The sequence below is a fragment of the Bacillus sp. AFS055030 genome, assembly GCF_002574545.1.
In the GTDB taxonomy this organism is placed as follows: Bacteria; Bacillota; Bacilli; order Bacillales; family Bacillaceae_G; genus Gottfriedia.
The window spans coordinates 215,316-237,251 of the sequence record NZ_NUGT01000020.1 but is presented as its reverse complement, the minus strand read 5'-3'; the positions used below and the strand labels follow the sequence as shown (position 1 = coordinate 237,251).

General features: G+C 31.2%; 28 protein-coding genes and 2 pseudogenes. 23 read left to right on the top strand and 7 right to left on the bottom strand.

The window, feature by feature from the left end:
- Positions 1-159: 159 nt before the first annotated feature.
- The 4 genes from CN925_RS09895 (at position 160) to CN925_RS09880 (ending at position 3,820) form a co-directional block, all read left to right on the top strand.
- Positions 160-687 carry a hypothetical protein gene (locus CN925_RS09895; RefSeq protein ID WP_098846087.1) on the top strand — a complete coding sequence of 176 codons (528 nt, stop codon included), beginning with the start codon at positions 160-162 and terminating at the stop codon, positions 685-687.
- A gap of 268 nt (positions 688-955) precedes the next feature.
- Positions 956-1,981 carry a Delta(5) desaturase DesA gene (gene desA / locus CN925_RS09890; protein ID WP_098846086.1) on the top strand — a complete coding sequence of 342 codons (1,026 nt, stop codon included), beginning with the start codon at positions 956-958 and terminating at the stop codon, positions 1,979-1,981.
- Between the two features lie 106 nt (positions 1,982-2,087).
- Entirely contained in the window at positions 2,088-3,224 is a 1,137-nt protein-coding gene (locus tag CN925_RS09885) for a sensor histidine kinase (protein ID WP_098846085.1), read from the top strand.
- Positions 3,221-3,820 carry a response regulator transcription factor gene (locus CN925_RS09880; RefSeq protein ID WP_098846084.1) on the top strand — a complete coding sequence of 200 codons (600 nt, stop codon included), beginning with the start codon at positions 3,221-3,223 and terminating at the stop codon, positions 3,818-3,820. The genes CN925_RS09885 and CN925_RS09880 overlap by 4 nt, the downstream gene beginning before the upstream one ends.
- Positions 3,821-3,926: 106 nt before the next feature.
- On the opposite strand, the gene CN925_RS09875 is transcribed toward CN925_RS09880, so the two are convergent.
- A complete protein-coding gene (locus CN925_RS09875) occupies positions 3,927-4,787 on the bottom strand; it encodes an alpha/beta fold hydrolase (protein ID WP_098846083.1) in 861 nt (286 codons plus the stop codon).
- A gap of 274 nt (positions 4,788-5,061) precedes the next feature.
- Here CN925_RS09875 and CN925_RS09870 point away from each other — a divergent pair, with 274 nt between their 5' ends.
- Positions 5,062-5,301 (top strand): hypothetical protein, encoded by a 240-nt coding sequence (locus CN925_RS09870; RefSeq protein ID WP_098846082.1) that lies wholly within the window; start codon positions 5,062-5,064, stop codon positions 5,299-5,301.
- 57 nt (positions 5,302-5,358) lie between these two features.
- Positions 5,359-6,228, top strand: a complete 870-nt coding sequence (locus tag CN925_RS09865) for a proline iminopeptidase-family hydrolase (RefSeq protein ID WP_098846081.1) — start codon at positions 5,359-5,361, stop codon at positions 6,226-6,228.
- Between the two features lie 359 nt (positions 6,229-6,587).
- On the opposite strand, the gene CN925_RS09860 is transcribed toward CN925_RS09865, so the two are convergent.
- The gene (locus tag CN925_RS09860) at positions 6,588-7,235 is read right to left on the bottom strand and encodes a 2OG-Fe(II) oxygenase (protein WP_098846080.1); all 648 of its coding nucleotides are present in this window, start codon (positions 7,233-7,235) and stop codon (positions 6,588-6,590) included.
- 439 nt (positions 7,236-7,674) lie between these two features.
- On the bottom strand, positions 7,675-8,502 hold the full coding sequence (locus CN925_RS09855; protein ID WP_098846079.1) for a 5'-nucleotidase, lipoprotein e(P4) family: 828 nt from the start codon (positions 8,500-8,502) through the stop codon (positions 7,675-7,677).
- Positions 8,503-8,718: 216 nt separating this feature from the next.
- Between CN925_RS09855 and CN925_RS09850 the strand changes: the two genes are divergently transcribed.
- From CN925_RS09850 to CN925_RS09835, 4 genes are all read left to right on the top strand, one after another.
- Positions 8,719-9,183: a GNAT family N-acetyltransferase gene (locus CN925_RS09850; RefSeq protein WP_098846078.1), complete on the top strand. Its 465-nt coding sequence runs from the start codon at positions 8,719-8,721 to the stop codon at positions 9,181-9,183.
- A 117-nt stretch (positions 9,184-9,300) separates the two neighbouring features.
- Positions 9,301-10,152 (top strand): alpha/beta fold hydrolase, encoded by an 852-nt coding sequence (locus CN925_RS09845; protein WP_098846077.1) that lies wholly within the window; start codon positions 9,301-9,303, stop codon positions 10,150-10,152.
- 26 nt (positions 10,153-10,178) lie between these two features.
- Complete coding sequence (locus CN925_RS09840; protein WP_098846076.1) at positions 10,179-10,532, top strand: NIPSNAP family protein; 354 nt, start codon at positions 10,179-10,181, stop codon at positions 10,530-10,532.
- A 40-nt stretch (positions 10,533-10,572) separates the two neighbouring features.
- Positions 10,573-11,196: a histidine phosphatase family protein gene (locus CN925_RS09835; RefSeq protein ID WP_180232924.1), complete on the top strand. Its 624-nt coding sequence runs from the start codon at positions 10,573-10,575 to the stop codon at positions 11,194-11,196.
- A 58-nt stretch (positions 11,197-11,254) separates the two neighbouring features.
- On the opposite strand, the gene CN925_RS09830 is transcribed toward CN925_RS09835, so the two are convergent.
- Positions 11,255-11,719, bottom strand: a complete 465-nt coding sequence (locus tag CN925_RS09830; RefSeq protein WP_098846074.1) for a hypothetical protein — start codon at positions 11,717-11,719, stop codon at positions 11,255-11,257.
- Between the two features lie 189 nt (positions 11,720-11,908).
- On the opposite strand from CN925_RS09830, the gene CN925_RS09825 reads away from it, so the two are divergent.
- Positions 11,909-12,289, top strand: coding sequence for a FixH family protein (locus CN925_RS09825; protein ID WP_180232923.1), 381 nt, complete (start codon positions 11,909-11,911; stop codon positions 12,287-12,289).
- 91 nt (positions 12,290-12,380) lie between these two features.
- Here the strand turns inward: CN925_RS09825 and CN925_RS09820 are convergent, their stop codons facing one another.
- Positions 12,381-12,818: a cupredoxin domain-containing protein gene (locus tag CN925_RS09820; protein WP_098846072.1), complete on the bottom strand. Its 438-nt coding sequence runs from the start codon at positions 12,816-12,818 to the stop codon at positions 12,381-12,383.
- Positions 12,819-13,002: 184 nt separating this feature from the next.
- Here CN925_RS09820 and CN925_RS09815 point away from each other — a divergent pair, with 184 nt between their 5' ends.
- From CN925_RS09815 to CN925_RS09795, 5 genes are all read left to right on the top strand, one after another.
- Positions 13,003-13,758 carry a sporulation protein gene (locus CN925_RS09815; RefSeq protein WP_098846071.1) on the top strand — a complete coding sequence of 252 codons (756 nt, stop codon included), beginning with the start codon at positions 13,003-13,005 and terminating at the stop codon, positions 13,756-13,758.
- A 171-nt stretch (positions 13,759-13,929) separates the two neighbouring features.
- On the top strand, positions 13,930-14,226 hold the full coding sequence (locus CN925_RS09810) for a hypothetical protein (RefSeq protein WP_098846070.1): 297 nt from the start codon (positions 13,930-13,932) through the stop codon (positions 14,224-14,226).
- An 80-nt stretch (positions 14,227-14,306) separates the two neighbouring features.
- Complete coding sequence (locus tag CN925_RS09805) at positions 14,307-14,591, top strand: hypothetical protein (RefSeq protein ID WP_098846069.1); 285 nt, start codon at positions 14,307-14,309, stop codon at positions 14,589-14,591.
- A 14-nt stretch (positions 14,592-14,605) separates the two neighbouring features.
- The gene (locus tag CN925_RS09800) at positions 14,606-14,929 is read left to right on the top strand and encodes a DUF2085 domain-containing protein (protein ID WP_098846068.1); all 324 of its coding nucleotides are present in this window, start codon (positions 14,606-14,608) and stop codon (positions 14,927-14,929) included.
- A gap of 82 nt (positions 14,930-15,011) precedes the next feature.
- Entirely contained in the window at positions 15,012-15,143 is a 132-nt protein-coding gene (locus CN925_RS09795) for a DUF4023 domain-containing protein (RefSeq protein WP_056466015.1), read from the top strand.
- 96 nt (positions 15,144-15,239) lie between these two features.
- Here CN925_RS09795 and CN925_RS09790 read toward each other — a convergent pair whose 3' ends face one another.
- Positions 15,240-15,392: a YpzG family protein gene (locus CN925_RS09790; protein ID WP_098846067.1), complete on the bottom strand. Its 153-nt coding sequence runs from the start codon at positions 15,390-15,392 to the stop codon at positions 15,240-15,242.
- A 239-nt stretch (positions 15,393-15,631) separates the two neighbouring features.
- Here CN925_RS09790 and CN925_RS09785 point away from each other — a divergent pair, with 239 nt between their 5' ends.
- The 3 genes from CN925_RS09785 to CN925_RS09775 all read left to right on the top strand — a co-directional run bounded on the left by CN925_RS09785 (position 15,632) and on the right by CN925_RS09775 (position 17,442).
- The gene (locus tag CN925_RS09785; protein ID WP_098846066.1) at positions 15,632-16,342 is read left to right on the top strand and encodes a phosphotransferase; all 711 of its coding nucleotides are present in this window, start codon (positions 15,632-15,634) and stop codon (positions 16,340-16,342) included.
- Between the two features lie 78 nt (positions 16,343-16,420).
- On the top strand, positions 16,421-16,621 hold the full coding sequence (locus CN925_RS09780; protein WP_142339212.1) for a hypothetical protein: 201 nt from the start codon (positions 16,421-16,423) through the stop codon (positions 16,619-16,621).
- 35 nt (positions 16,622-16,656) lie between these two features.
- The gene (locus tag CN925_RS09775) at positions 16,657-17,442 is read left to right on the top strand and encodes a DUF4931 domain-containing protein (RefSeq protein ID WP_483295185.1); all 786 of its coding nucleotides are present in this window, start codon (positions 16,657-16,659) and stop codon (positions 17,440-17,442) included.
- A gap of 59 nt (positions 17,443-17,501) precedes the next feature.
- Here CN925_RS09775 and CN925_RS09770 read toward each other — a convergent pair whose 3' ends face one another.
- Positions 17,502-17,993 (bottom strand): DinB family protein, encoded by a 492-nt coding sequence (locus CN925_RS09770; RefSeq protein WP_098846063.1) that lies wholly within the window; start codon positions 17,991-17,993, stop codon positions 17,502-17,504.
- 288 nt (positions 17,994-18,281) lie between these two features.
- On the opposite strand from CN925_RS09770, the gene CN925_RS09765 reads away from it, so the two are divergent.
- From CN925_RS09765 to CN925_RS09755, 4 genes and pseudogenes are all read left to right on the top strand, one after another.
- Positions 18,282-19,037, top strand: coding sequence for a DeoR/GlpR family DNA-binding transcription regulator (locus CN925_RS09765; protein WP_286138312.1), 756 nt, complete (start codon positions 18,282-18,284; stop codon positions 19,035-19,037).
- A complete protein-coding gene (gene pfkB / locus CN925_RS09760) occupies positions 19,034-19,945 on the top strand; it encodes a 1-phosphofructokinase (RefSeq protein WP_098846061.1) in 912 nt (303 codons plus the stop codon). The genes CN925_RS09765 and pfkB overlap by 4 nt, the downstream gene beginning before the upstream one ends.
- 11 nt (positions 19,946-19,956) lie before the next feature.
- Positions 19,957-20,380, top strand: a pseudogene (locus tag CN925_RS21760) (PTS sugar transporter subunit IIA); the annotation flags it as partial.
- A 77-nt stretch (positions 20,381-20,457) separates the two neighbouring features.
- Positions 20,458-21,804 (top strand): annotated as a pseudogene (locus CN925_RS09755) (PTS fructose transporter subunit IIC); the annotation flags it as partial.
- Between the last annotated feature and the right edge of the window lie 132 nt (positions 21,805-21,936).

Here is a 21,936-nt window from a genome sequence, read left to right as displayed (position 1 = left end):
TTTTTTATGAAAATAATTAGTTTTCTTGAGTATAAATCAGGCAAATAATTTATCTTTCGTGTTGATTTAAGAATTATTTAAGAAATTGATAATAGTAGCTTTATATCTTACCACTATGATGAAAAGTATAATATTAATGAAAACGGAGGGAACAGGGTAGTGGCGAAAAAGAAAATAAATTTAACGAAAAAAAATATATTAGTTAGTGTACATGTTTTAGCAATATGTGCTTGGTTTGGGGGTACTTTAAGTTTATTACTTTTAGGATTCTATTTGAAAAATGCGCAAAACTCAGAGCAACTAATTTATACACTTTCAAGTATGCATATCATTGATGAAAATTTACTAAAATATCCTGCACTCGCAACTTTATTTACTGGAATTTTACTTTCAGTTTGGACGCAGTGGGGATTAGTAAAGTATTATTGGGTTGTCATAAAACTCGTTTTAACAGTCTTAGTCATTTTGATTGGCATCTTTTTTATAAATGATTGGTTCTCTTTTTTAGTAAAAACTGCAGAAGGATTAGGTGCAAGTGCACTTAATGAAAATAAATTTGAGTCAACTTGGATTTCGATTATAATATCAGGTATTTTTAACTTAAGTTGCTTAGTATTTATGACCTTCATTACGTATTTTAAACCTTTTGGAAAAATAAAAAAGAATAAAAAAGTGGCAAAACCATAAAAAATGTTGCTTTTGGAGCCCTTACTGATTAAAAGTAATACTATTTGAGTATTACTTTTTTTTTATGAAAAAAAGATAATATTTACCAAAAAATGAAACATTCTAATAAATGTGTTTTATTGCATTCAGATTGTAAGTAAGCGTTTCATCGAATATGACATTTGTCATATTTTCCATATGACGCCTGCTACTACCATTAGGAAAAATAACTTATATAATTAGGATAATATAGTAATGAAAAGTTACAACATTAGGAAGGAACTTCTAAATGTCAAAAGAAAATCAAAAAAGTTTACGAAAACAAATTATTCCTTATGAAAAGTCAAATTTAAAAGCTAGTATTTGGCAAATGATCAATACTTTTATTCCATTTATATTGTTGTGGTATCTTGCTTATAAAAGTATTTCTATTTCAGTCGTATTAACGATCTTTATCGATGTTGTTGCTGCATTATTCTTAATAAGGATCTTTATTATCTTCCATGATTGTTGTCATCAATCATTTTTTAAGAATAAAACAGCAAATAAAGTTCTAGGCACTATTACAGGTGTTGTTACTTTATTTCCATTCAGCCAGTGGAAGCATAGTCATTCAATCCACCATGCGACAAGTGGTAATTTAGATAAGCGCGGAATTGGAGATATGTGGGTTTTAACTGTTGAAGAGTACATTGCAGCACCACTCATTACAAAAATACAATATCGTCTATACCGTAATCCATTAATCATGTTTGGATTAGGACCAATTTATATCGTGCTAATATCAAATCGATTCAATACGAAAAATGCAAAATTAAAAGAAAGACTGAACACTTATTTAACGAATAGTTTAATTGTTGGGGTTTCAGCATTATTTTGCTATACAATAGGTTGGCAAAATTATTTATTAGTGGAAGGTCCAATCTTTTTCATTTCGGCAGTATTAGGAATTTGGCTTTTCTATGTACAGCACCAATTTGAAGACACTTATTTTGAAGAAGATGAGAATTGGGAATATGTTAAAGCAGCGGTTGAAGGAAGCTCTTTTTATAAACTTCCTAAACTATTACAGTGGATAACTGGTAATATTGGATACCATCATGTTCATCATTTAAGTCCACGTGTGCCGAATTATAATTTGGAGACTGTTCATAATAATACGCTGCCACTACAAAATGTACCGACGATTACACTAAAAACAAGTTTAACATCTTTAAAATTCAAATTATGGGATGAAGAAACAAAACAATTTGTAAGATTTAAAGATCTAAAAACAGTCTATAAAGTAAATCGCGAAAGTTCAGACACTGTCTGAACTTTTGATGTATTTTATTTACATTTTTATAAAGATTAAATTTCATTAAATATGATAAGATTGTTAAAGAAGGCCACAAAATGTTTGAATTAAATGAGGTAAAATTATGTTTAAAAGATATCTAGTTTTCCTAAAAAGTACAGGAATCTCACCATATATTTGGACAGTTTTAGGAATTTCTCCATTTTATTTTATTTTTCTTTCTGCACATTCTACTTTAAGAATCATTATTGGAATTTTACTAACAATATCATTTTTTATCATTTATCGATTGGCATACAGATCAAAAGGGTGGTCAATTTTTCTATGGTCATCCATCTTAATCATCTTATCCACTACAATGAATATACTCTTTAGTTATGTATATTTTGCTTTTTTTATAGCGTATATGATTGGAAAGAGAAAAAATCGAGTTACATTTTTAACTTTGTATATACTTCATTTAGTCATCACTACAATTTCCATCAACATCACGATTATCCTTCAAGAAGAATTAATCATTAGGCAGCTTCCTTTTATTATCATTACTTGGATTAGCGTTATTTTGTTACCATTTAGTTTATACAGTCGAAATGAAAGAGGGCAATTGGAAGAAAAGTTAGTAGATGCCAATAAACGTATTTCAGATCTTGTAAAACTAGAAGAACGTCAAAGAATTGCTCGTGATTTACATGATACGTTAGGTCAAAAACTTTCACTGATTGGCTTAAAAAGTGACTTAGCTAGAAAGTTGATTTCAAAAGATCCTGATTTAGCTCAAAATGAATTAAAAGATGTACAACAAACAGCTAGAACAGCCTTAAATGAGGTTCGAAAAATAGTATCTCAAATGAGAGGTATTCGAATAAAAGATGAACTAATCAGAATTAAGCAAATACTGCATGCTGCTGAAATTACAGTTGAATGTAACGATAACTTCCAACTTACAAATGTATCATTACTTACAGAAAATATTGTCAGTATGTGTTTAAAAGAAGCCGTAACGAATGTTGTAAAACATAGCAATGCTACTTTATGTAAAATATCAATTAAACAAATGAAAAATGAAATTATTTTTTCTGTAACCGATAATGGAGTTGGATGTAATTTAGAAAAATTCTCATCAGGTTATGGCCTAATCGGTATGAAGGAACGACTCGAATTTGTTAATGGAACATTAGAGGTATACTGTGAAAACGGAATGACTTTAATTATGAAAGTTCCGATCGATGTAAAACAAATTGAAGTGGAGGAACTAATATGATTAGAATCGTCATTGCTGAAGACCAACGAATGCTATTAGGTGCGCTTGGATCTTTACTTAATTTAGAAGATGATATGGAAGTTGTTGGTAAAGCTGCAAATGGAGAAGAAGCAGTTAAACTAGTCAAGCAATTACAACCTGACATTTGTATAATGGATATTGAAATGCCTGGCAAAACTGGACTGGAGGCTGCAGAAGAATTAAAACCTTTAGAATGTAAAGTGATTATCTTAACAACTTTTGCAAGATCTGGTTATTTTCAAAGAGCATTAAAAGCAGGTGTAAAAGGCTATTTATTAAAGGATAGCCCAAGTGAAGAGCTAGCTAGCTCAATTAGAAGTATTATTTCTGGGAAGAGAATCTATGCTCCGGAACTGATGGATGATGTATACGCCGAGGCGAATCCGTTAACTGACCGTGAAAAAGAAGTTTTAGAGCTAGTTGCTGATGGTAAGAACACGCAAGAAATTGCGGATGAATTGCGTCTTAAAACAGGAACAGTGAGAAATTATATATCGATGATTTTAGACAAATTAGAAGTTAAAAATAGAATCGAAGCAATAAAACAATCGAAAGAAAAAGGTTGGTTTAAGTGAAGTTATTGGCAGGAGGAATGAACACAAGAAAAGCAGGTAGGGTGAGAATTGACAATAAAATCTTTCAATCCTTTAATGCCTAAATCCTGCATTCCTTGTTTATCATTTAGTTTCCTGCTTCTTTTTTTTCTTTTTTTCTAGATTTTGTTTTTCTTTTTCCAGATTTTTGCACTTCTTTAAAAAATTCGTCTAACTCCTGATTGAATTTATCTGTTTCTTCCAAAAATAAAAGATGACTACTATTATAAAAAGGAACAAATTTGGAATCTTTTATATTTTTTTGAATATATTCACCAGCAGCTAATGGGAAAAATCCATGGCTACCAAAACAAATTAATGTTGGAATATCAACAAGACAAAGCGTATCTCGATAATCTACAGCAGTTTGATTAAATACGATTGTACTTGCAATTGCTGCAGGTAATTTATTCATTTCTTTTAATATCCATTTATGTTCTTTTGGATCAGGTTGATCCTTATACATACCATATATAAAATCACTATTAAATTTGTTCTGATCTTCTTGAATTGACTGCATTACATTTTTTAAAATCATAAAATCAAATGCTCCAAACTCCCAATCTGGCCAAATATAATCGGATGCGGATTGATCAACTACTGTTAGCGCCTTAATATTTTTACTCCCAAACTGATTAACATAATCCCACAATACAAAAGCTCCCATTGACCAGCCTACTAAAATTACATCCTTTAAATTTAGTTTTTCTATAAAGCATTTTAAATCACGAGCGTATTGTGCTACTGTATGCCCATATTGAACTTTCGAAGACTTCCCATGTGCTCGTAAGTCTAAAGTAATAACGCGATAATTTTTACTAAAATATGGTACTTGTTTATGAAAAAACTTACTACTCATCATAACACCATGAACAAAAATAACCGTTTGACCTTCTCCGTGATCTTCATAATAGAGCTTTGTATGTGAATCAAGTTCCACATATGCCAATTTAATCGCCCCCATTGGCTGTTAAATGTCTTACTTTCCTATATTATTTCAACACATAATAATTCATGACTATTCACAATTTCTTTGAATAAGGTTGTTAAAAAACTAAATAGGTAATGCTTAACTCGAAATTCATAATGTTTTTCTTTTTTATATAAAAATGTGGTAAAATTCAGATAAATATAGAAATGATCCAAGCATATATAAAAAGTAATACCTATCGTTTATTTTTACTGGAATGATTACCTATAACACATATAACGGGTGAGAATAAATGGAATACGCAGGATTTTATTGGGTAGGGTTAATCTTTTGGATGTTAATTAGTTCAGGAATCTTACTTTTAGTATGGGGCCTATGGAAAAAATCCTGGAAAACATTAATAGTGAGCGGGATTGTATTTATACTACCAACATTCTATTTTGGTGGGGCGGAGAGTTGGTTGAGGGTAGTTGTATTTTTTCCAATGATTCCTTTAATACTTGCTTATATTATTAAAAAAACCGATGTTTGAGACGGGTGGTTATTTTCCTAGTTAATAGATTGTTTTGAATAAAAAGGAGAGAAATAAATGAACGTGATAGAGGGGTTTATTGAAGTAACAGGCGGGAAGGTATGGTATCAGTTTCATAATAAGAATTCATCTAAAATCCCTGTCGTTGTTTTACATGGAGGGCCTGGATCATCGCATTATTCAATGCAAGGTCTATACGTATTAGCAGAAGATCGACCAGTTATTTTTTATGATCAGTTAGGCTGTGGGAAGTCTGATCGTCCAACAGATCATTCTTTATGGAATATTGATCGATTTGTTGAAGAATTAGCACAAATCAAACAAGCGCTTTCGCTGGATGAGTTTCATATTCTTGGTCATTCATGGGGAACAACCCTAGCTGCAGCTTATTATTTATCGAGACCAGTTGGAGTGCGGAGTATCATTTTTTCAAGCCCTTGCTTAAGCGCACCATTATGGGCACAAGATCAGGATCGAAATCGAAAACTACTCCCACCTGATGTACAAGAAACATTAATAAAGTGCGAGGAAAATGGAACAACAGATTCAGAAGAATACAAAAATGCTAACGCTGTATTTATCAAGCATTTTGTTTGCAGATTAGACCCATATCCAGAATTCCTGAAAAAAGGAAAACACTATAGAAATCCAGAAGTTTACAATATTATGTGGGGGCCATCCGAGTTTCATGTTACTGGAAACTTAAAAGATTTTGACTGCACTTCTAAGTTAAAAGAGATCAAAATCCCTACATTGTATACTTGCGGAAGATACGATGAAGCAACACCTAAGTCAACAGAATATTTCAGTGAGCTAACGCCAAATAGAAAATTCCACGTTTTTGAGCAAAGTGCACATATGCCTTACATTGAAGAGCCAGAAGAATATGTACAAGTAGTTGAAAGCTTTTTGAATGAAGTTGAATAAATAATGAAATTGAGAAACGTAAGGTTGATCCCTTGCGTTTTTTTGATGATAGATTGATTTCGTTAGTTTTGGAGTGCTTATTAGGAGATTGGAAAGGGAGGAATGTGGTTTTTAGTATCTTAAAGGGTGTTGAAGAGGAAGTTAATTAGGGAAAAAATGAGGATTGGTATCTCATGTAGAGTTCATGAGGAAGTAAAATCGGAAAAAATCGAGATTTAGTACCACTGGAGAGTTCATGAGGATGTAAAAGGGGACAAAATTGATTAATAGTAACTCATATAGTCTGCATGAGGAAGTAAAATAGGACCAGATATTTTTGGAATTATCTGAAATATATGGTCCTAAAGATGCAAATTATTCTAGCGAATACGTTGTCGTCTCATCCACTGAGTCGCAACCCATTTTTCTCCGCTTATAACAGGGCTACCTGCATGGATTGTAAGTTCATTGATTGCTTCGTCCTGATAAAAATATTCAAAGTATAAGGCAGTGCCTTTTTTGGCGGAAACAGAATAATTGAGCGCAGGAAAAATCGTTTCGCCGCCTTCTTCCACATCATTTAAATAGAGAATGAGTGTACTAATCCTATTATTATTTGTTCGATGGTTGGAAAAGTAATCAAAATGTGGTTTATACTGTTGCCCAGGTTCGTAATGAAGCACTTGTAAAGGTTCCGCATGTTCGATTGAAATATTCATGATCGTTTCGATTCGTTTTTCAATACGTTTAATTAGTTCCGTTTCACTTTCCTCAAAAAACATCCCACTACTTGTTCGCATATCATTTTCCTCATGAGTTAACCCTATTTTTGAGCGTTTCATGCGTAATTTCGAATGGTTAATTAAATCGTCGCATTCTTCATCACTTAAAACATTATTAAGTAAGACAATTAATGGTTCCTCTTGCCGAGTAAGAATCTCAACCTCGCGATCAATTGTTTGGATTATCTGACCAGTATGATTAAAAATGGTTTGTTCGATTTCCTTTAAATTTCCTACTTCTAACATTTTGTCACATCTCCTTGTACATTTTGTCATCTATATCCTAGGAAAATTGATAGGCACATTACGTTGAACTTTTGAAAAACACATTGTAGAAAAGAACTAAAATTTAAAATGATTTATCAGATAAAAATTATGTTTTTAGAATAAATTCCTCATTGTGTTGACATTTTCCTGCTTAAATCAAAGCCAGACAGACTGTTGTTACAAGAATTTTTCGAAAATTGACTTTGTATTGTTTTAATTGAGGTAATTTGGGAGTTTTGTTGAATATTAGATGTGTAAATCATATCGAAATGAAAAGAAGGCGGAAGAGTATGAGCTGGAAAATAGAAGGAATGAAAAAATCTTAGGAAATAGTATTTTTCCATTCTTATATGTGAGGATTAAGATAGAAAAAAGGTTAGATAAGTTAAAACTAACTTATCTAACCTAAGAAAGAAGCCTATTTCATTGGTTGTAAAGCCTTGTATCGATCGACTGCTTTTTCATCAGCAGTTTTTGACATTTTATAATGATAGATCGCGTCTTCCCAATCTCCATACATCGGATTTGGTAATTGGATATATTTTACCCCAAGGTCTTTTGAAATTTTATCGACATTATCTTTTCGAGTTTTCAAATCCGCTTTATAAAAAATATCTGATAGATCATTTGAATTATCGCCTATTAACATAACAATTTCGTGTGTTTTTGCAATTTGGGCTTGTCTTGGTCCTTTTTGAGCTGTATCTGTTTTAAGAAATAAATGTTTTGAGTCAACATTCGGTAATCCATGTAATTTTAAATTTTTAATTGTATCATTTCTTGTTTTTTCAGGGCGGTTTGTAAGATAAAAAACATCTACATTCATTTTTTTCGCTGCAAGCAAGAAATCTTTTGCACCTGGGATTAGTTCGGCTTTTGCCATATGAATCCATTCATCCCATCCTTGTGGATTGGAAGCATTATTTTTGATCGACCATGCGGTATCAGGGGAATTATCAAGAATTGTTTCATCAATGTCTAAAACAACTGCAGCAGGTTTTGGTTTATTTTTTAATTTATCAGTTGCTTTCTTTTTAGCCATTGTTTCAGCCAGTTCTTCTTTTGCCTGGTTATAGATTTGAATTTGCAAAGCCTTGTTTTCCGCAGAGGTTTGAAACCAATTAGTAGACATAACATTATGTTCTTGTGTGCTCCTTGCGAATTCGGCTTTACTAAAGCCTATGCCAGCTAAGGAACCAAAGGCAAATGCAAAAAAGATAGATAGAATAATAACAATTTTTTTCATACTATTTTCCTTTCATCTATATTAAATGTACTAGCTAAGTAAAAATTAGTTAGTAAATATGAAAAATTGCTTTTCAAGGTTGTTATATCCTAAAGACTAAAAAATATTCGTCTTTTTAAAAATTTCATTTACCAAAATGTCGGAAATTTCAGAATTTAACAAAGAAAGTGATATGATAAAAGTGATTTAATTTTTAAGTTTAAGGGAGAGCGAACGATGATGATTCATTTAAAAATCGTAACAAGAGAAAATTGGGAAGAAGCTATTAAACTTGAAGTAAATAGTGAACAATTGAATTTTGTTCCCACGGTTGCAGTATCACTTGCAAAAGTATATATAAAACCAGATGGTGAAAATGTGGAATATATCCCATTTGCCATTTATGATGATCAGACGATGGTTGGATTTATTATGCATGCTTTTGAAGAACATACAACAAATAGCTATTGGATCAACGGGTTTTTAATTGATAAACAGTTTCAAAGTAAAGGATATGGTAAATTAGCATTTGTTGAAATGATTAAGTGGATCGGGAATAAATTCCAGCAATGTAAAGAGATTCGATTAACAGTTCATAAAGATAATAAATTAGCTATGAATTTATATAAGCAATTAGGTTTTATTCCGACTGGTAACTACTTTGGAGAAGAAGAGGTTTGGTATTATATTGTTCAAAGATAACTAAATTTTACGGATATATATTTATGGATAATATGTGAACAATTTTTTAGAAGATAGGAATTAGAACCTGTTTTCAAGAAATAGTAGAGTATGTCAAAAAGTAGGGGTTTTTACGTTATGGAGAAATGGGAACGGAGACTAATTAATACGAAAAGAGGGACATTTGAAGTATTTTGTAAAGGTGAAGGAGAGCCTTTATGTATCACTCATAATTACTCTGAATTTAATGATTCGGGAGATTATTTTGCAAATTCATTTACTACATTATTTAAAGTATTTTTAATAAATTTAAGAGAAACTGGTAATTCTGAAAAAGCACATTCTCCTTATGAATTAAGTATGCTAGAAACAATATTTGATCTAGAAGAAATTAGGGAAACATTAGGTTATTCATCCTGGAGTTTTGCCGGTCATTCTACCGGTGGAATGCTTGGAATTATTTATGGAATCTATTTTTCAAATTCTTTAAATCATAATTTGATTGTTGGAGCTGCAGCGAGAGATTATGCAACGTTTTCAAAAAACTGTATTTATAACAAAGCTCATCCGCAATATAATATCATGCAAGAATTAATTGAAAAGTTAAAAGATACTACAATATCTAATGAAGAAAGAGAAGCTCTATCAATTGAACGGACAAAGTTATCTTTGCATAAGCCAAATCGATATCACGAATATTTTAATTTACCAATCTCTAAAAAAATGTCAGCAATTCGACTAAATTATTTCAATAGGGAATTGCAAATTTACGATGTAACAAGAAAGTTATCATTAATAAGTTGTCCAACTCTAATTATTTGTGGCAAACATGACGTACAATGTCCAATCGAATATTCAGAAGAAATGGCTGAAGGAATTGAAAATTCAAAATTAGTCATTTTACATGAAAGTAATCATTATCCATTTTTAGAAGAGAAGGAACTGTTTTTGAAGGAAGTAAAACAATTTACTAAAAAAACGCTTGTCTAAATCCACAGTGTGGAGTAGAGGTAAAAATGATCTATAGGAAAAAGTCTTATAAAATAAATCCAGATCAATTAGAACAATTTAATGATTTTTTTCATTTTTATTTATACCCAAATCAAATCAAGCATGGTGCTAAATTAATTGGTAGGTGGGTTAACGAATCGAATGATAAAATTGAAGCGATTTGGCAATATGAAAGTATAGAACAGAATGAGCAGATTGAAAAGATGATCAGGAAATCTGAGCTTCATCTGAATGCAAAAAAGAAAAGGGCTCAATTAGGTGAATTATTTGAAGAAAGTCATCAAGAATTTCTTACTTCAACTTCACCAATTGGAATATATGAAATACCTAAACATTGTTTGGATTTATTTCAAAAATAATAGCGGAGAAGTTTTATTTACGAAAGCTGGAGGAGCAAAGTTGTTAACAATTTATTTAACAAGACACGGTGAAACGGTGTGGAATATCGAAAATCGATTACAAGGATCAAAAGATTCCGAACTTACTGCTAGCGGGATTATTGATGCTAAATTATTAAGTAATAAATTAGCTAAAGTGAGTTTTAGTAAAATATATACTAGTTCGAGTAAACGTGCAGTAACAACTGCAAATATTTTAAGAAACAATTCATCGATTCCAATTATTGAAGAAGATGATTTAAAAGAAATTAATTTTGGTGAGTGGGAAGGTAAAACGAAAAAAGAAATAAATGATTGTTTTGAAAATGAATTTGAATCTCTTTGGAAAACACCTCATTTATACGACCATCGTCCACATCAAGGTGAGAGTTTACTCGCCTTAACAGAAAGAGTAGGAAATGTCATCCAAACTATTTTAAATTCGAATGAAGAAGGTAATATATTAATTGTTACACATGCAGTTGTATTGGCAGCGATTGTAGCTCATTTAAAACAATCACCAATTGAAAAATTATGGGATCTACCTTATGTCCACGGAACAAGTTTAACGATAATTAATTTTGGAGAAGAGAAAGAGTTGGACTTTATGTTACTATGCGATACAACGCATTTGAATCGTATTTAATGTTCTTACAAAAATAAAATAGCCTACCTAATTTAAACTAGGTAGGCTATTTTTATGTTCAAATTGAATGGAGGGATTTTTCATTTTTATTGAATTTGCTAACTTCTTGATCAATCACTTTAATTAATAGGATTGTAACTAATACAAATACGACGTCTATAAAATAGATTAAGATGTTTAAATAAGTCTCCTGTAGCATAATACCAAGCATTGCTCCCATCATTCCACCCATAATTCCCGCAGTTATCCCTTCTAATACGGCCATTAGTGATAAAGGTTTACCAGTTAAGTATCCGATTAATATGCCTGCTGTCATGGAAAGAATTGTCGGAATGGTTAAATCAGTATTCCGAAAAAAAATACCAAAGATTGTACCCACGGTGACACTTGTCATCATTGAATTCGTCATACTGATCATTTTTCCGACTGTACAAGAAAGTTTTTCTTTCTTTCTATTAGTGATGATGATGACATATGATGAGAGTAGAACAGTTAAGACAATGCTAGCCCATTCTAAGAACATTCAGTTAAACTCCTCCCTCCCTATGTAGAATCCTTAGTTGTTTGAGTTATAACGTTCAATTATATGTTGAAAAAGCTTAATTGTATGAATGTGATAACAATAATTTTATTTTTATTTGTGTAATCAAATTTTCATTTCTTTTTTTAAGTCAGTTTAGAGTGAGGTTATCTTAAAATAGGAGTGATGTTAATGAAGAAAGTGTTTTACATATTCATAACCCTATTATGTAGTTTAGTACTATGTTCTGGTTGCGGAAAAAAGGCTGAAATTAAATCGAGTCCTTTTTTAGATCATATTCAATTATCTATTAATGAAAAAAAATTAACAAATAAAAAGCAAACACATGTGTATTTAGTAAATTTAGTAGATACCGATGGAAATGAAGTAGATGTAGATTCGGTTTATTTTAAAATGGAAATGAAAAGTATGAATCATCATGTTGAAGCAAGTATGAAGAAAATAAATAAAGGTATATATGAAGTGAGTTTAGAACTGCCAATGGAAGGTACTTGGAGTAAACAAATAACTTTAATAAAAGGTAAAAATGAACGTAAAGTATCAATTAGATAAAGATGAATTAGAAAAAGATAGTAAAATTTAGTAAAGATAATTTTTTACTATCTTTTCTATGAAAGTTAATTGGTTGTCTAATCTTAAATCATTAATCTACAACAATATAACCAATCATAGGTGCCACGTCATGAGAATGATTATCACAAATTAAACGGTATGTACCTTCTTTTTTAAAAAATAAAGGTACCTCGGTCGTTTTACCTTTGGCTACCACACCGGTAATATTCGTTCCTTCGATATGAAAATGATGTTCTTTTCCATTTATTCCATGAATTTTTAAAGTTACTTTTTTGTTTTTATCAATAACGATTGTACCTGGATCCCATCTATAAGCTTCAATTTCCGTTCCATCATCTAGCTTTGTACTAAACTCGGCTGTGATCATATCGATGTCGAACGTTTTTACATGCTGCTGGACTGCAGTTTGAACTGATTTTGGTGTTAAATAATACCAACCACTTACTCCAATAACAACAAGAAGAAAACAAATTAATAACCATTTTTTCTTAATAAAAATAAAGTGCATAAAACACCTCCAAAATTAACTTCTTATTATAAAATATGCTCAACCTTTTAATAACTTGTCTAATACATAATTATTTCTTTTATTCATAATCTAATAGAAGGAATTAAATACTTAAATTTGGATTATTCAACACTAGAAATCTACTATATAATGGAAATATAGTAATTTCTTTGGAGGGGATCTAATGTTTAAAAAAGTACTAGCTAGACTAGGAATTGGAGCTGCTACGGTAAATACAATTATCCATACGAGAGATTTATATCCAGGAAAAAATGTTGAAGGTGTAGTTGAAATTAAGGGTGGATCAGTTGCGCAAGAAATTAATCATATTGGCCTTAAGTTAAAGTCTTATGCTCAAAAGAAAAGTGGAGACGATGAGGTAAATGTAAAAATCCAATTACATGAAGAGCGTGTTTCTGGCAAAATGAAAATTGAAGCGAATGAACAAAAAGTCATTCCTTTTACGTTCCAACTGCCATATTACACACCGATTACAATCGGACATGGCCAAGTTTGGATTGAGACGGATTTAGATATCGATTTAAGTATAGACCCTACAGATACTGATTTCTTAAAAGTTCATCCACATGAAGAACTAGCAAACTTTGTAGAAGCATTTACGATACTTGGCTTCCGTTTACGTCAAGTTGAGGTGGAGGCTCAAAATGGTCGTTTCTATCAAGAGTGGGAATTTGTTCCAAACTCCAAGAGGGAATGGCGATTTGATGAAATTGAATGTATGATTGAACCGAATAAAGATGGTCTGTTTATGAGGGTTCAAGTAGATAAATCAGGTTCACATCGTGGTTTAGCAGGTTTACTTCAAGAATCATTCGGATTGGATGAAAAGAAAACATCTCTTAACTTTAAAAATGAACAACTTAAAGATGCTCAAACTATTGCAAACTCAGTTAGGGCTTTTTTACAACAATATAACTAATTAATAAAGTAAGAGACCGTTATTGTCTCTTACTTTTTAATTTTTGAAGATTCTCATTCTTGAGACTGAATTTAAATCAAATTTCTAATAAAAACTATTCGTTTAAGAATTTTTAGAATACAATAGGATTATTAGAAAAAATTTACATTTTTAAGTTGAAAAGGAGAATATATGAGATCAAACGTTAAAAATATGAAATGGATTTCGGGTGGTTTTGAAGCATTACTCGGTATTCCTGTTTTAGGTGGTTCGATCGTTATTGGTTTTGGCTATACGCCATTATTTATCGCTTTAATTCTTCACATTATTACACTCGTGTTAGCGAAAAAAGCTGGTGTCTCTGCTAATGGGAATATTTTTGGAATCATCACATCTTGTCTTGCATGGATTCCTGTTTTAGGCATGATCATGCATATTTTATCAGCCATTTTTATTTTGATTGGTGCAGCAACTGGTCGTTCTAAATAAAAGGATAGTAAGATTTAATTGGTAATTACAAGACTAACATCGAGTTAGTCTTTCATTATTTTTATGAAAGAGTGGTAAAGTTGGTCTTTTTCTTAATCAGTGGATTTTTCATTCTTCTTATTGTTGGTATCGTTTTAATTGTGAAGGGTTTTCTACTTAAAGGACTATTATTAATTAGTGCAAGTATCGTTTTTGGAATTATAATGATTATTTATTATGAGCGGAGAAGAAAAAAAAGAAAAGCGTGCGATTGGTGTGATTGCGGTGATTTTGGTTATGTTCCAGATTGTGACCTCCCTGATTGTCATCATCACATGCCAGATTGCGCACCGGATTGCGATTGTAGTCCAGATTGTCCAAGCTAATAGGAGGATTAAATTTGATTTTAAATTGGATTCCTTGTCATAGAAGGCAAGACAGATCATATCGCATAGGTTCATATACTTTTCCACTTTGTGCAAGATGTACGGCAATTCTATTTGGTTATTTGTTTCTTCCATTTTTATTTATGATCGCATCATTCCTTTATTGGTGGTACATTCCAATTTTAATGTTCCCTTTATTGATTGACGGGTTTACACAAAAATGGAATTGGAGAGAAAGTAATAATTTTTTACGTTTCATAACGGGATTACTATTTGGTATTGCACAAACTATTTTAATTATAAGGTCTGTATTAGACTTGACAAAAATTCTCATGTAATTTCTACATTATGCTAATATGAATTTTTTCCTCCTTGTTTGGTTAAAGTAACATTTAGATTCTTTACAAGGAGGCTTAAAAAATGGAAGATACGCATGAATTTGTCGAAAAATTACATGAAAAACAAAGAAAAGACCAAAAAAATAAAGAACACCAAGGTAATGGAACACCAAATGAAAAACTACCTACTAAACAACATGGAACAAATAAATAATTGAGTATGACTAGCCATGGCGGTTGCCTGTGGCTAGTTTTTTGTTAAAAGAAAGGAAGACAACTAAATGTCTTCCTGCTCCTTAATTATCCTTTTTTACCATCTATGTGCCTTAGCGTTGCTTTTTAAAATGATTGTATTCTGAGACTCCATAGTTTGTCCATTGACTTGTGATTTAGCATGTTTAGGTCTAGTCCAATTGTGGTAAAATTTTTGAGATTGAGGATCTAAATGATTTTTTATGGTCATGTTTGATTCACCTCTAAGATAATTTAGGATATCTTTGATATTCAAGTCGAATATCGTTGTTAGTATTTGAAAAATAAACGAAAAAGATACAATTTTAAAGCACTAAATTAGATTTAGGTTTTTTTAACTTGTATTTTAATGAATAGAACATTAGCCACTAAAATTAAAATGAAATTATCCTGAAGGAATCAGTTACCTTTTATGGACTCTTTTAAGTTCAATATTAAACATTATTTGATTTGAAAGGATATAAAGGATGGAAGAATTCCGTTATATTAATTGAAATTGTAAAGAACTTAAACAGAAAAAATTGGCATAACGATAAGCATTTTAAAATTTTAATTAACAATTACGCGTATTCAGCTAGATTTATTAGTTTACATCGCTCGAATAATGAATTCTTTGGTGAACTTTCAGATGAAATAATTGAAGAACAAATAAAATTTACAGAATTTCTAGTTGAAAATAGAATTCCTTTTATGGAGATCGTTAAATCTAGAAAGAATGAACGTTTTTTGAGCGTTTTAATTGATAATCAACCGTATCGTTTTATATTATTTAAATGGATAGATGGTATACATATGACTAAATTTAATCAAGTGATCACCGAAGAAGTTGGAAATATGGCAGCTGTTTTTCATAAGACTGCCACTCGGTATTCATGTAATTCTTTTCCTAAAACATCCCATTTAATTGCATATGAAGGATTTGTGAATAGGCTTAAGGGCGAATTAAATTCAAAAGATATTTTGAAAGAAAATAAATCATTACTAAATGAATATTTAGAAATGGCCAAACTGCATTTAAAGAATGCAGAAACAGATCAATTTGATTTTATTATTCAATCAGATTTGAATCCATTAAATATTATTTGGAATCATGATGCCTCAACTATAAAAGGAATAATTGATTTTGAATCGATTACTTATGTTGATCGAATTGAGGGGTAAGCATGGTTAATTAAATGGTATTCAAAAACAAGCGACAATAAATCAATCGCAATGTCAAAGAATTTAGCTGAAAAATTTATGAATAAATATAGTAACTTTTTTCAAATTGGATCAGAGCATATTGATCGCCTTTCTTCCTTACTTTGGCTTTCTGGATGCATAAATTGGGGATTCTATCAAAAAACTTCAAATTTAATCAATTCAAATGAAAATAAATTAAAACCTCATTTAGATAATTATTTAAAAAGAGGTAATGAATTAAAGTCGTTATTAATTTAAAAACATATATACTCAAAGGGGAAACCGTGATGGATATTCAAAATGAGGTCTTACAATTTAAAATGGATATTGGTGTTAAAAAACCTGATAGTATTAAAAATAAAGAAGTTAAATGCCCATTTTGTGATCGTGAAAACTTAACGGATATTATTGATACATCCGGCTCGATCATTTATTTGAAAAATAAATTTCCAACATTAGAAGATACTTTGCAAACTGTTATTATAGAAAGTGATGATTGCAAAGGAGATCCTTCGAAATATTCTTTAACACATTTGAGAGAATTATTAACTTTTGCGATTGATAAATGGGATGAAATGGAATCGACTGGAGAATTCAAATCTGTCATTTTATATAAAAATCATGGCCCATTATCAGGGGGAACACTCAGTCATCCACATATGCAAATAGTTGGATTAAAAAATATAGATTACAACAAAAAGGTAACAGATGTGTATTTCGAAGGGATAAACATTTCGTCGGATATTGGATATGAATTAAATATTTCTACTCATCCAATTATGGGGTTTAGAGAATTCAATATACTAATTGATGATCGGAAATTTATTCCACAAATGGCCGTTTACCTACAAATGGTTACTCATTATTTACTTAATCATTTTTATAAAGGACTTCAAAGCTATAATTTATTTTTTTATAAATGGAAGGGTAAAATAATTTGTAAAATTATTCCTAGATTTGTTGTATCTCCATTATTTATTGGCTATTCAATTTCACAAGTGTCAAATCAGCTAGAAGTACATAAAGATCAAATTCTTAGTCTTTACAAAAAGGAATTAGAGGGAATTGCTTCAATATGAAAAAGAGCTTACGCGTTGTAAGCTCTTTTTCACGTTTTTGATTTCCATAACAGCTGTGTTTATTTAATGAATAATTCGTTTTTTAATTCTTTAATTTGCTCAATATGACGTTTTTCATGAACACCTATAAAAGGAATCCATTGCTTTAAATTGATTTGTCCAAAAATCGGATGTGGCATTCCTTTATCATCTAATTTTTGATCTTTCGTAAGTTCAACAAAGTCAATTAGTGATTTTCTTGATTGGTTTAATTTTTCAGTTATTTCTTTTTTAGTCATAAATTGATCCGTTGGTTCAAAATGGGGTGGAGCGGTTATTTTTTTCGTTCGATCAATTGCTAGATGAATTGGCTTATCTTGTATAACTTCACTAGGTGCTTCATTGAATGTTCGTATCATCAGCTTTACTAATTTAGATTCGATTAAGTATAAATGTTCAAGTACTTGCATAATGGACCATTTTTCATTATTTATCTTTCTATTTAATTGCTCGTCTGTTAAATGATCAATAACTTCCATTAGTTCTTCACGAATTTTGATATTTTCCTTCAAAAGAAATTCCCCTTTTCAATTTACATTATTAATTTTTTACATCACTCTATGAATCTAAAATTTGAGTATTACTTATTTAGATAAATATTATGAGTAATCATAAGAAATACTATAAAAAACAAGTTTAAATTCTTATTTTTAGTTTAATGTGGTTTGTAATTATTTACAAATTCGAATGATTTTGAACGATTTTGAATGGTTCAGAATGTTATTGAATGTTTTTGAAAGAAAATGATTGATTTTTCATTTTTTGTGTCTTATACTTGGTTTAGTGAAAGGATGAATTTTATGTTAACTCCTGAAAGACAACAATTGATTATCGATATGATAAAAAAAATGGGTATTGTGAAATTAAGGGATATCGTTGAGGCGACAAATACTTCTGAGTCGACAATACGTCGTGATTTAGTGGAGCTTGAGTCTCTTAATCTCTTAAAAAGAGTTCACGGTGGAGCAGCTTCAATTAATAGCAAAGCCACTGAATTAAGTATGACTGAAAAAACATCCAAAAACGTTCAAAGTAAAAAATTAATCGCTGGGCTTGCAGTAACTCAAATTAATGATGGCGATTGTATCTATTTAGATGCTGGTAGTACTACATTCGAAATGATTCCTTTATTAAAGGGTTTGAATGTAACGGTCGTAACGAATGGATTGATGCACGTTGAAGCGCTTTTCGATAATGAAGTGTCCGCATATCTTATTGGCGGAAAAATGAAAGGGCATACAAAAGCATTGATTGGGAGCATGGCTTCTGAAAGTTTAAAGAATTATCGGTTTGATAAGTGCTTTATCGGAACAAATGGAATCCATCTCAAGTATGGCTATACCACACCAGATCCTGAAGAGGCGTTTGTAAAGAAAACAGCAATTTCTATGTCAGAGAAAGTATTTATTATGGCTGATTATAGTAAATTTGGCGAAACAAGTTTTGCAAAGATTGGTGAAATTGAAGAAGCAATTATTTTAACAGACGAAATAGATGATGTTCTAGCCAAACAATATGGGGAAAAAACATCTTTGATAAAGGTAGTGAAATCATGATTTATACAGTAACACTTAATCCTTCAATTGATTACATCGTTGAAGTAGACGATATTCGGTTAGGAAAAATTAATCGAATGAAAAGGGAAAATAAATTTCCAGGTGGTAAAGGAATTAATGTTTCTAGAGTTTTGAAACGATTAGATGTAAAAAGCATTGCACTTGGTTTTGTTGGAGGATTTACAGGAGATTTTATTAAAAATGTGTTGGAGAATGAAAAAGTTACATCTGACTTTGTTCAAGTAGAAGGCGATTCTAGGATTAACATAAAATTAAAATCTCAATTAGAAACGGAAATAAACGGACAAGGCCCTGCAATTTCAAAGGAAAAACTAGATCAATTTTTTTATAAACTAAAACAAATTAAAAAAGGTGATTATGTCGTATTAGCTGGTAATATCCCTAATACATTACCAGCTGATTTATATGAGCAATTGGCTTTGTGGGGACACGAAAATGGGATTCAGATTATAGTCGATGCAAGTGGAAAAGTACTTTTAGATGTGGTTAAACATCGTCCATTTTTTATCAAGCCAAATCATCATGAATTAGGTGACTTGTTTGATGTCAAAATTACTTCAATTGAACAAGCAATCCCGTACGGTAAAAAATTAGTTGAAATGGGTGCTCAAAATGTAGGAATATCGTTTGCTGGTGATGGAGCGGTACTTATTACTGAGTCTTCTATTTATATTTCAAATGTTCCAAAGGGAGAAGTCATTAATTCAGTTGGTGCAGGTGATTCTCTTGTGGCTGGTTTTATTGGTACTTATGTAAAAACAAATAATATTGAAACTGCATTTAAAGTAGGTGTAGCATCAGGCAGTGCTACCGCATTTTCAGAAGATTTAACAAAAAGAGAGAAAATTGAAGAATTACTTAATCAAGTAAAGATTGAAAAAGACTAGGGGGACGAATGATGAGAATCACAGAATTATTAAAAATAGATACAGTTCTCATTGATTTGAATGCAACATCAAAATTGTCAGTAATTGATGAATTAATAAAGGTTCTGGATCATGCAGGGAAATTAAATGATAAACAACAGTTTAAAGAAGCGATTTTAACACGTGAAGGTCAAAGTACAACCGGAATTGGAGAAGGTATTGCAATTCCACATGCTAAGACACAAGCGGTTAAGACTCCTGCAATTGCATTTGGTCGATCAAAAGAGGGAATTGATTATGAATCACTTGATGGTCAAAAAGCGCATTTATTTTTTATGATTGCAGCTAGTGAAGGAGCAAATAATGCGCATTTGGAAACATTATCTAGATTATCTTCACTATTAATGGATGAAGAATTTCGTAGCTCATTATTAAGTTCAAAAGACGCAAATGAAATTATTCAATTAATCGATCAAAAAGAAAAATCATTAACTAATGAAAATGAAGATACAGTAATAGAAAATTCTTCTCGTCCACTAGTCCTTGCAGTAACTGCATGTCCAACAGGTATCGCACATACTTATATGGCCGCAGATGCATTAAAGGCAAAAGCAAGAGAATTGAATATTGACATAAAAGTTGAGACAAATGGATCGACTGGAATAAAAAACGAATTAACTAAAGACGAGATTAATAGAGCAACAGCTATTATCGTAGCAGCGGATAAACAAGTAGATGTAAATCGATTTGATGGAAAACATGTCATCCAAGTACCGGTAGCAGATGGAATTCGTAAGTCTAAAGAGTTACTTGAAAGAGCTGTTAAACAAGATGCACCAATATTCCATGCTAATCATACTAGTAGTGGAAGTTCTTCATCTAATCAAGGTTCTGGTATTTACAAGCATTTAATGAATGGTGTAAGTAATATGTTACCTTTTGTAGTTGGTGGAGGTATTCTAATTGCGTTAGCATTTGCTTTTGGAGGAATTCATACAAAAGGTCCAGTAGCTGAATTACTAATGAAAATTGGTGGAACTGGTGCTTTTAGTTATTTAGTTCCGATATTGGCCGGTTTTATTGCAAGTTCGATAGCTGATCGTCCTGGATTTGTACCAGGGGTAGTTGGTGGATTTTTAGCTTCAAGTGCTGGAGCAGGATTCTTAGGTGGATTAATTGCAGGTTTCTTAGCTGGTTATGTTGTACTTGGGCTTAAGAAAGTATTTTCAAAGTTACCTAATTCATTAGAAGGTATTAAGCCGGTTCTCTTATATCCTGTATTTGGATTATTAATTACTGGTATTTTAATGGAATTAGTTGTAAATCCTCCTGTAACTTATTTAAATTCAGGTTTAACTCATTGGTTAAGTAGTTTAAATGGTGGAAACGCTATATTATTAGGATTAATCCTTGGCGGAATGATGGCAGTCGATATGGGTGGACCGATTAATAAAGCGGCATTCACATTTGGTATAGCTGCAATTGCAGCTAATAATTTTGCACCACATGCTGCTGTAATGGCAGGTGGTATGGTACCTCCATTAGGTATTGCTTTAGCTACTACACTTTTTAAATCAAAGTTTACTGAAATGGAACGAAAATCGGGTATTACAAACTATGTTATGGGAATTTCTTTTATAACAGAAGGAGCAATTCCTTTTGCCGCTGCAGACCCAGTAAGAGTAATTATTAGTTCTGTTGTAGGTTCTTCAATAGCAGGTGGTCTTGCAATGGCATTTGGTATTACATTACCAGCACCACATGGGGGAGCATTTGTTATTCCGTTAGTAAATAAACCAGTATTGTATATATTAGCAATATTAATAGGTTCAATCATTACAGCGATTATGCTTGGAATTTGGAAAAAAAGAGTAAAATAATGAAGTAAAATAAAAAGGCGATCTTAAGGTCATAAATTGACTTATAGGGTCGCCTTTTACGATTCAAAAAGTTAATCGTTTTACAAATACTGGAACTTCAAAGTGAATAATAAGACTAAATTAACACAAAAT

What these genes read in the sequence shown, in the direction of transcription:
- CN925_RS09780 (WP_142339212.1), top strand. Translation starts at nt 16,421, where the DNA reads ATGAATAAATATAGTAACTTTTTTCAAATTGGATCAGAGCATATTGAT.
- CN925_RS09855 (WP_098846079.1), bottom strand. Translation starts at nt 8,502, where the DNA reads ATGAAAAAAATTGTTATTATTCTATCTATCTTTTTTGCATTTGCCTTT.
- CN925_RS09845 (WP_098846077.1), top strand. Translation starts at nt 9,301, where the DNA reads ATGGAGAAATGGGAACGGAGACTAATTAATACGAAAAGAGGGACATTT.
- CN925_RS09825 (WP_180232923.1), top strand. Translation starts at nt 11,909, where the DNA reads ATGAAGAAAGTGTTTTACATATTCATAACCCTATTATGTAGTTTAGTA.
- CN925_RS09830 (WP_098846074.1), bottom strand. Translation starts at nt 11,719, where the DNA reads ATGTTCTTAGAATGGGCTAGCATTGTCTTAACTGTTCTACTCTCATCA.
- CN925_RS09885 (WP_098846085.1), top strand. Translation starts at nt 2,088, where the DNA reads ATGTTTAAAAGATATCTAGTTTTCCTAAAAAGTACAGGAATCTCACCA.
- CN925_RS09860 (WP_098846080.1), bottom strand. Translation starts at nt 7,235, where the DNA reads ATGTTAGAAGTAGGAAATTTAAAGGAAATCGAACAAACCATTTTTAAT.
- CN925_RS09795 (WP_056466015.1), top strand. Translation starts at nt 15,012, where the DNA reads ATGGAAGATACGCATGAATTTGTCGAAAAATTACATGAAAAACAAAGA.
- CN925_RS09840 (WP_098846076.1), top strand. Translation starts at nt 10,179, where the DNA reads ATGATCTATAGGAAAAAGTCTTATAAAATAAATCCAGATCAATTAGAA.
- CN925_RS09850 (WP_098846078.1), top strand. Translation starts at nt 8,719, where the DNA reads ATGATGATTCATTTAAAAATCGTAACAAGAGAAAATTGGGAAGAAGCT.
- CN925_RS09815 (WP_098846071.1), top strand. Translation starts at nt 13,003, where the DNA reads ATGTTTAAAAAAGTACTAGCTAGACTAGGAATTGGAGCTGCTACGGTA.
- CN925_RS09810 (WP_098846070.1), top strand. Translation starts at nt 13,930, where the DNA reads ATGAGATCAAACGTTAAAAATATGAAATGGATTTCGGGTGGTTTTGAA.
- CN925_RS09820 (WP_098846072.1), bottom strand. Translation starts at nt 12,818, where the DNA reads ATGCACTTTATTTTTATTAAGAAAAAATGGTTATTAATTTGTTTTCTT.
- CN925_RS09865 (WP_098846081.1), top strand. Translation starts at nt 5,359, where the DNA reads ATGAACGTGATAGAGGGGTTTATTGAAGTAACAGGCGGGAAGGTATGG.
- CN925_RS09870 (WP_098846082.1), top strand. Translation starts at nt 5,062, where the DNA reads ATGGAATACGCAGGATTTTATTGGGTAGGGTTAATCTTTTGGATGTTA.
- CN925_RS09880 (WP_098846084.1), top strand. Translation starts at nt 3,221, where the DNA reads ATGATTAGAATCGTCATTGCTGAAGACCAACGAATGCTATTAGGTGCG.
- CN925_RS09790 (WP_098846067.1), bottom strand. Translation starts at nt 15,392, where the DNA reads ATGACCATAAAAAATCATTTAGATCCTCAATCTCAAAAATTTTACCAC.
- CN925_RS09765 (WP_286138312.1), top strand. Translation starts at nt 18,282, where the DNA reads ATGTTAACTCCTGAAAGACAACAATTGATTATCGATATGATAAAAAAA.
- desA (WP_098846086.1), top strand. Translation starts at nt 956, where the DNA reads ATGTCAAAAGAAAATCAAAAAAGTTTACGAAAACAAATTATTCCTTAT.
- pfkB (WP_098846061.1), top strand. Translation starts at nt 19,034, where the DNA reads ATGATTTATACAGTAACACTTAATCCTTCAATTGATTACATCGTTGAA.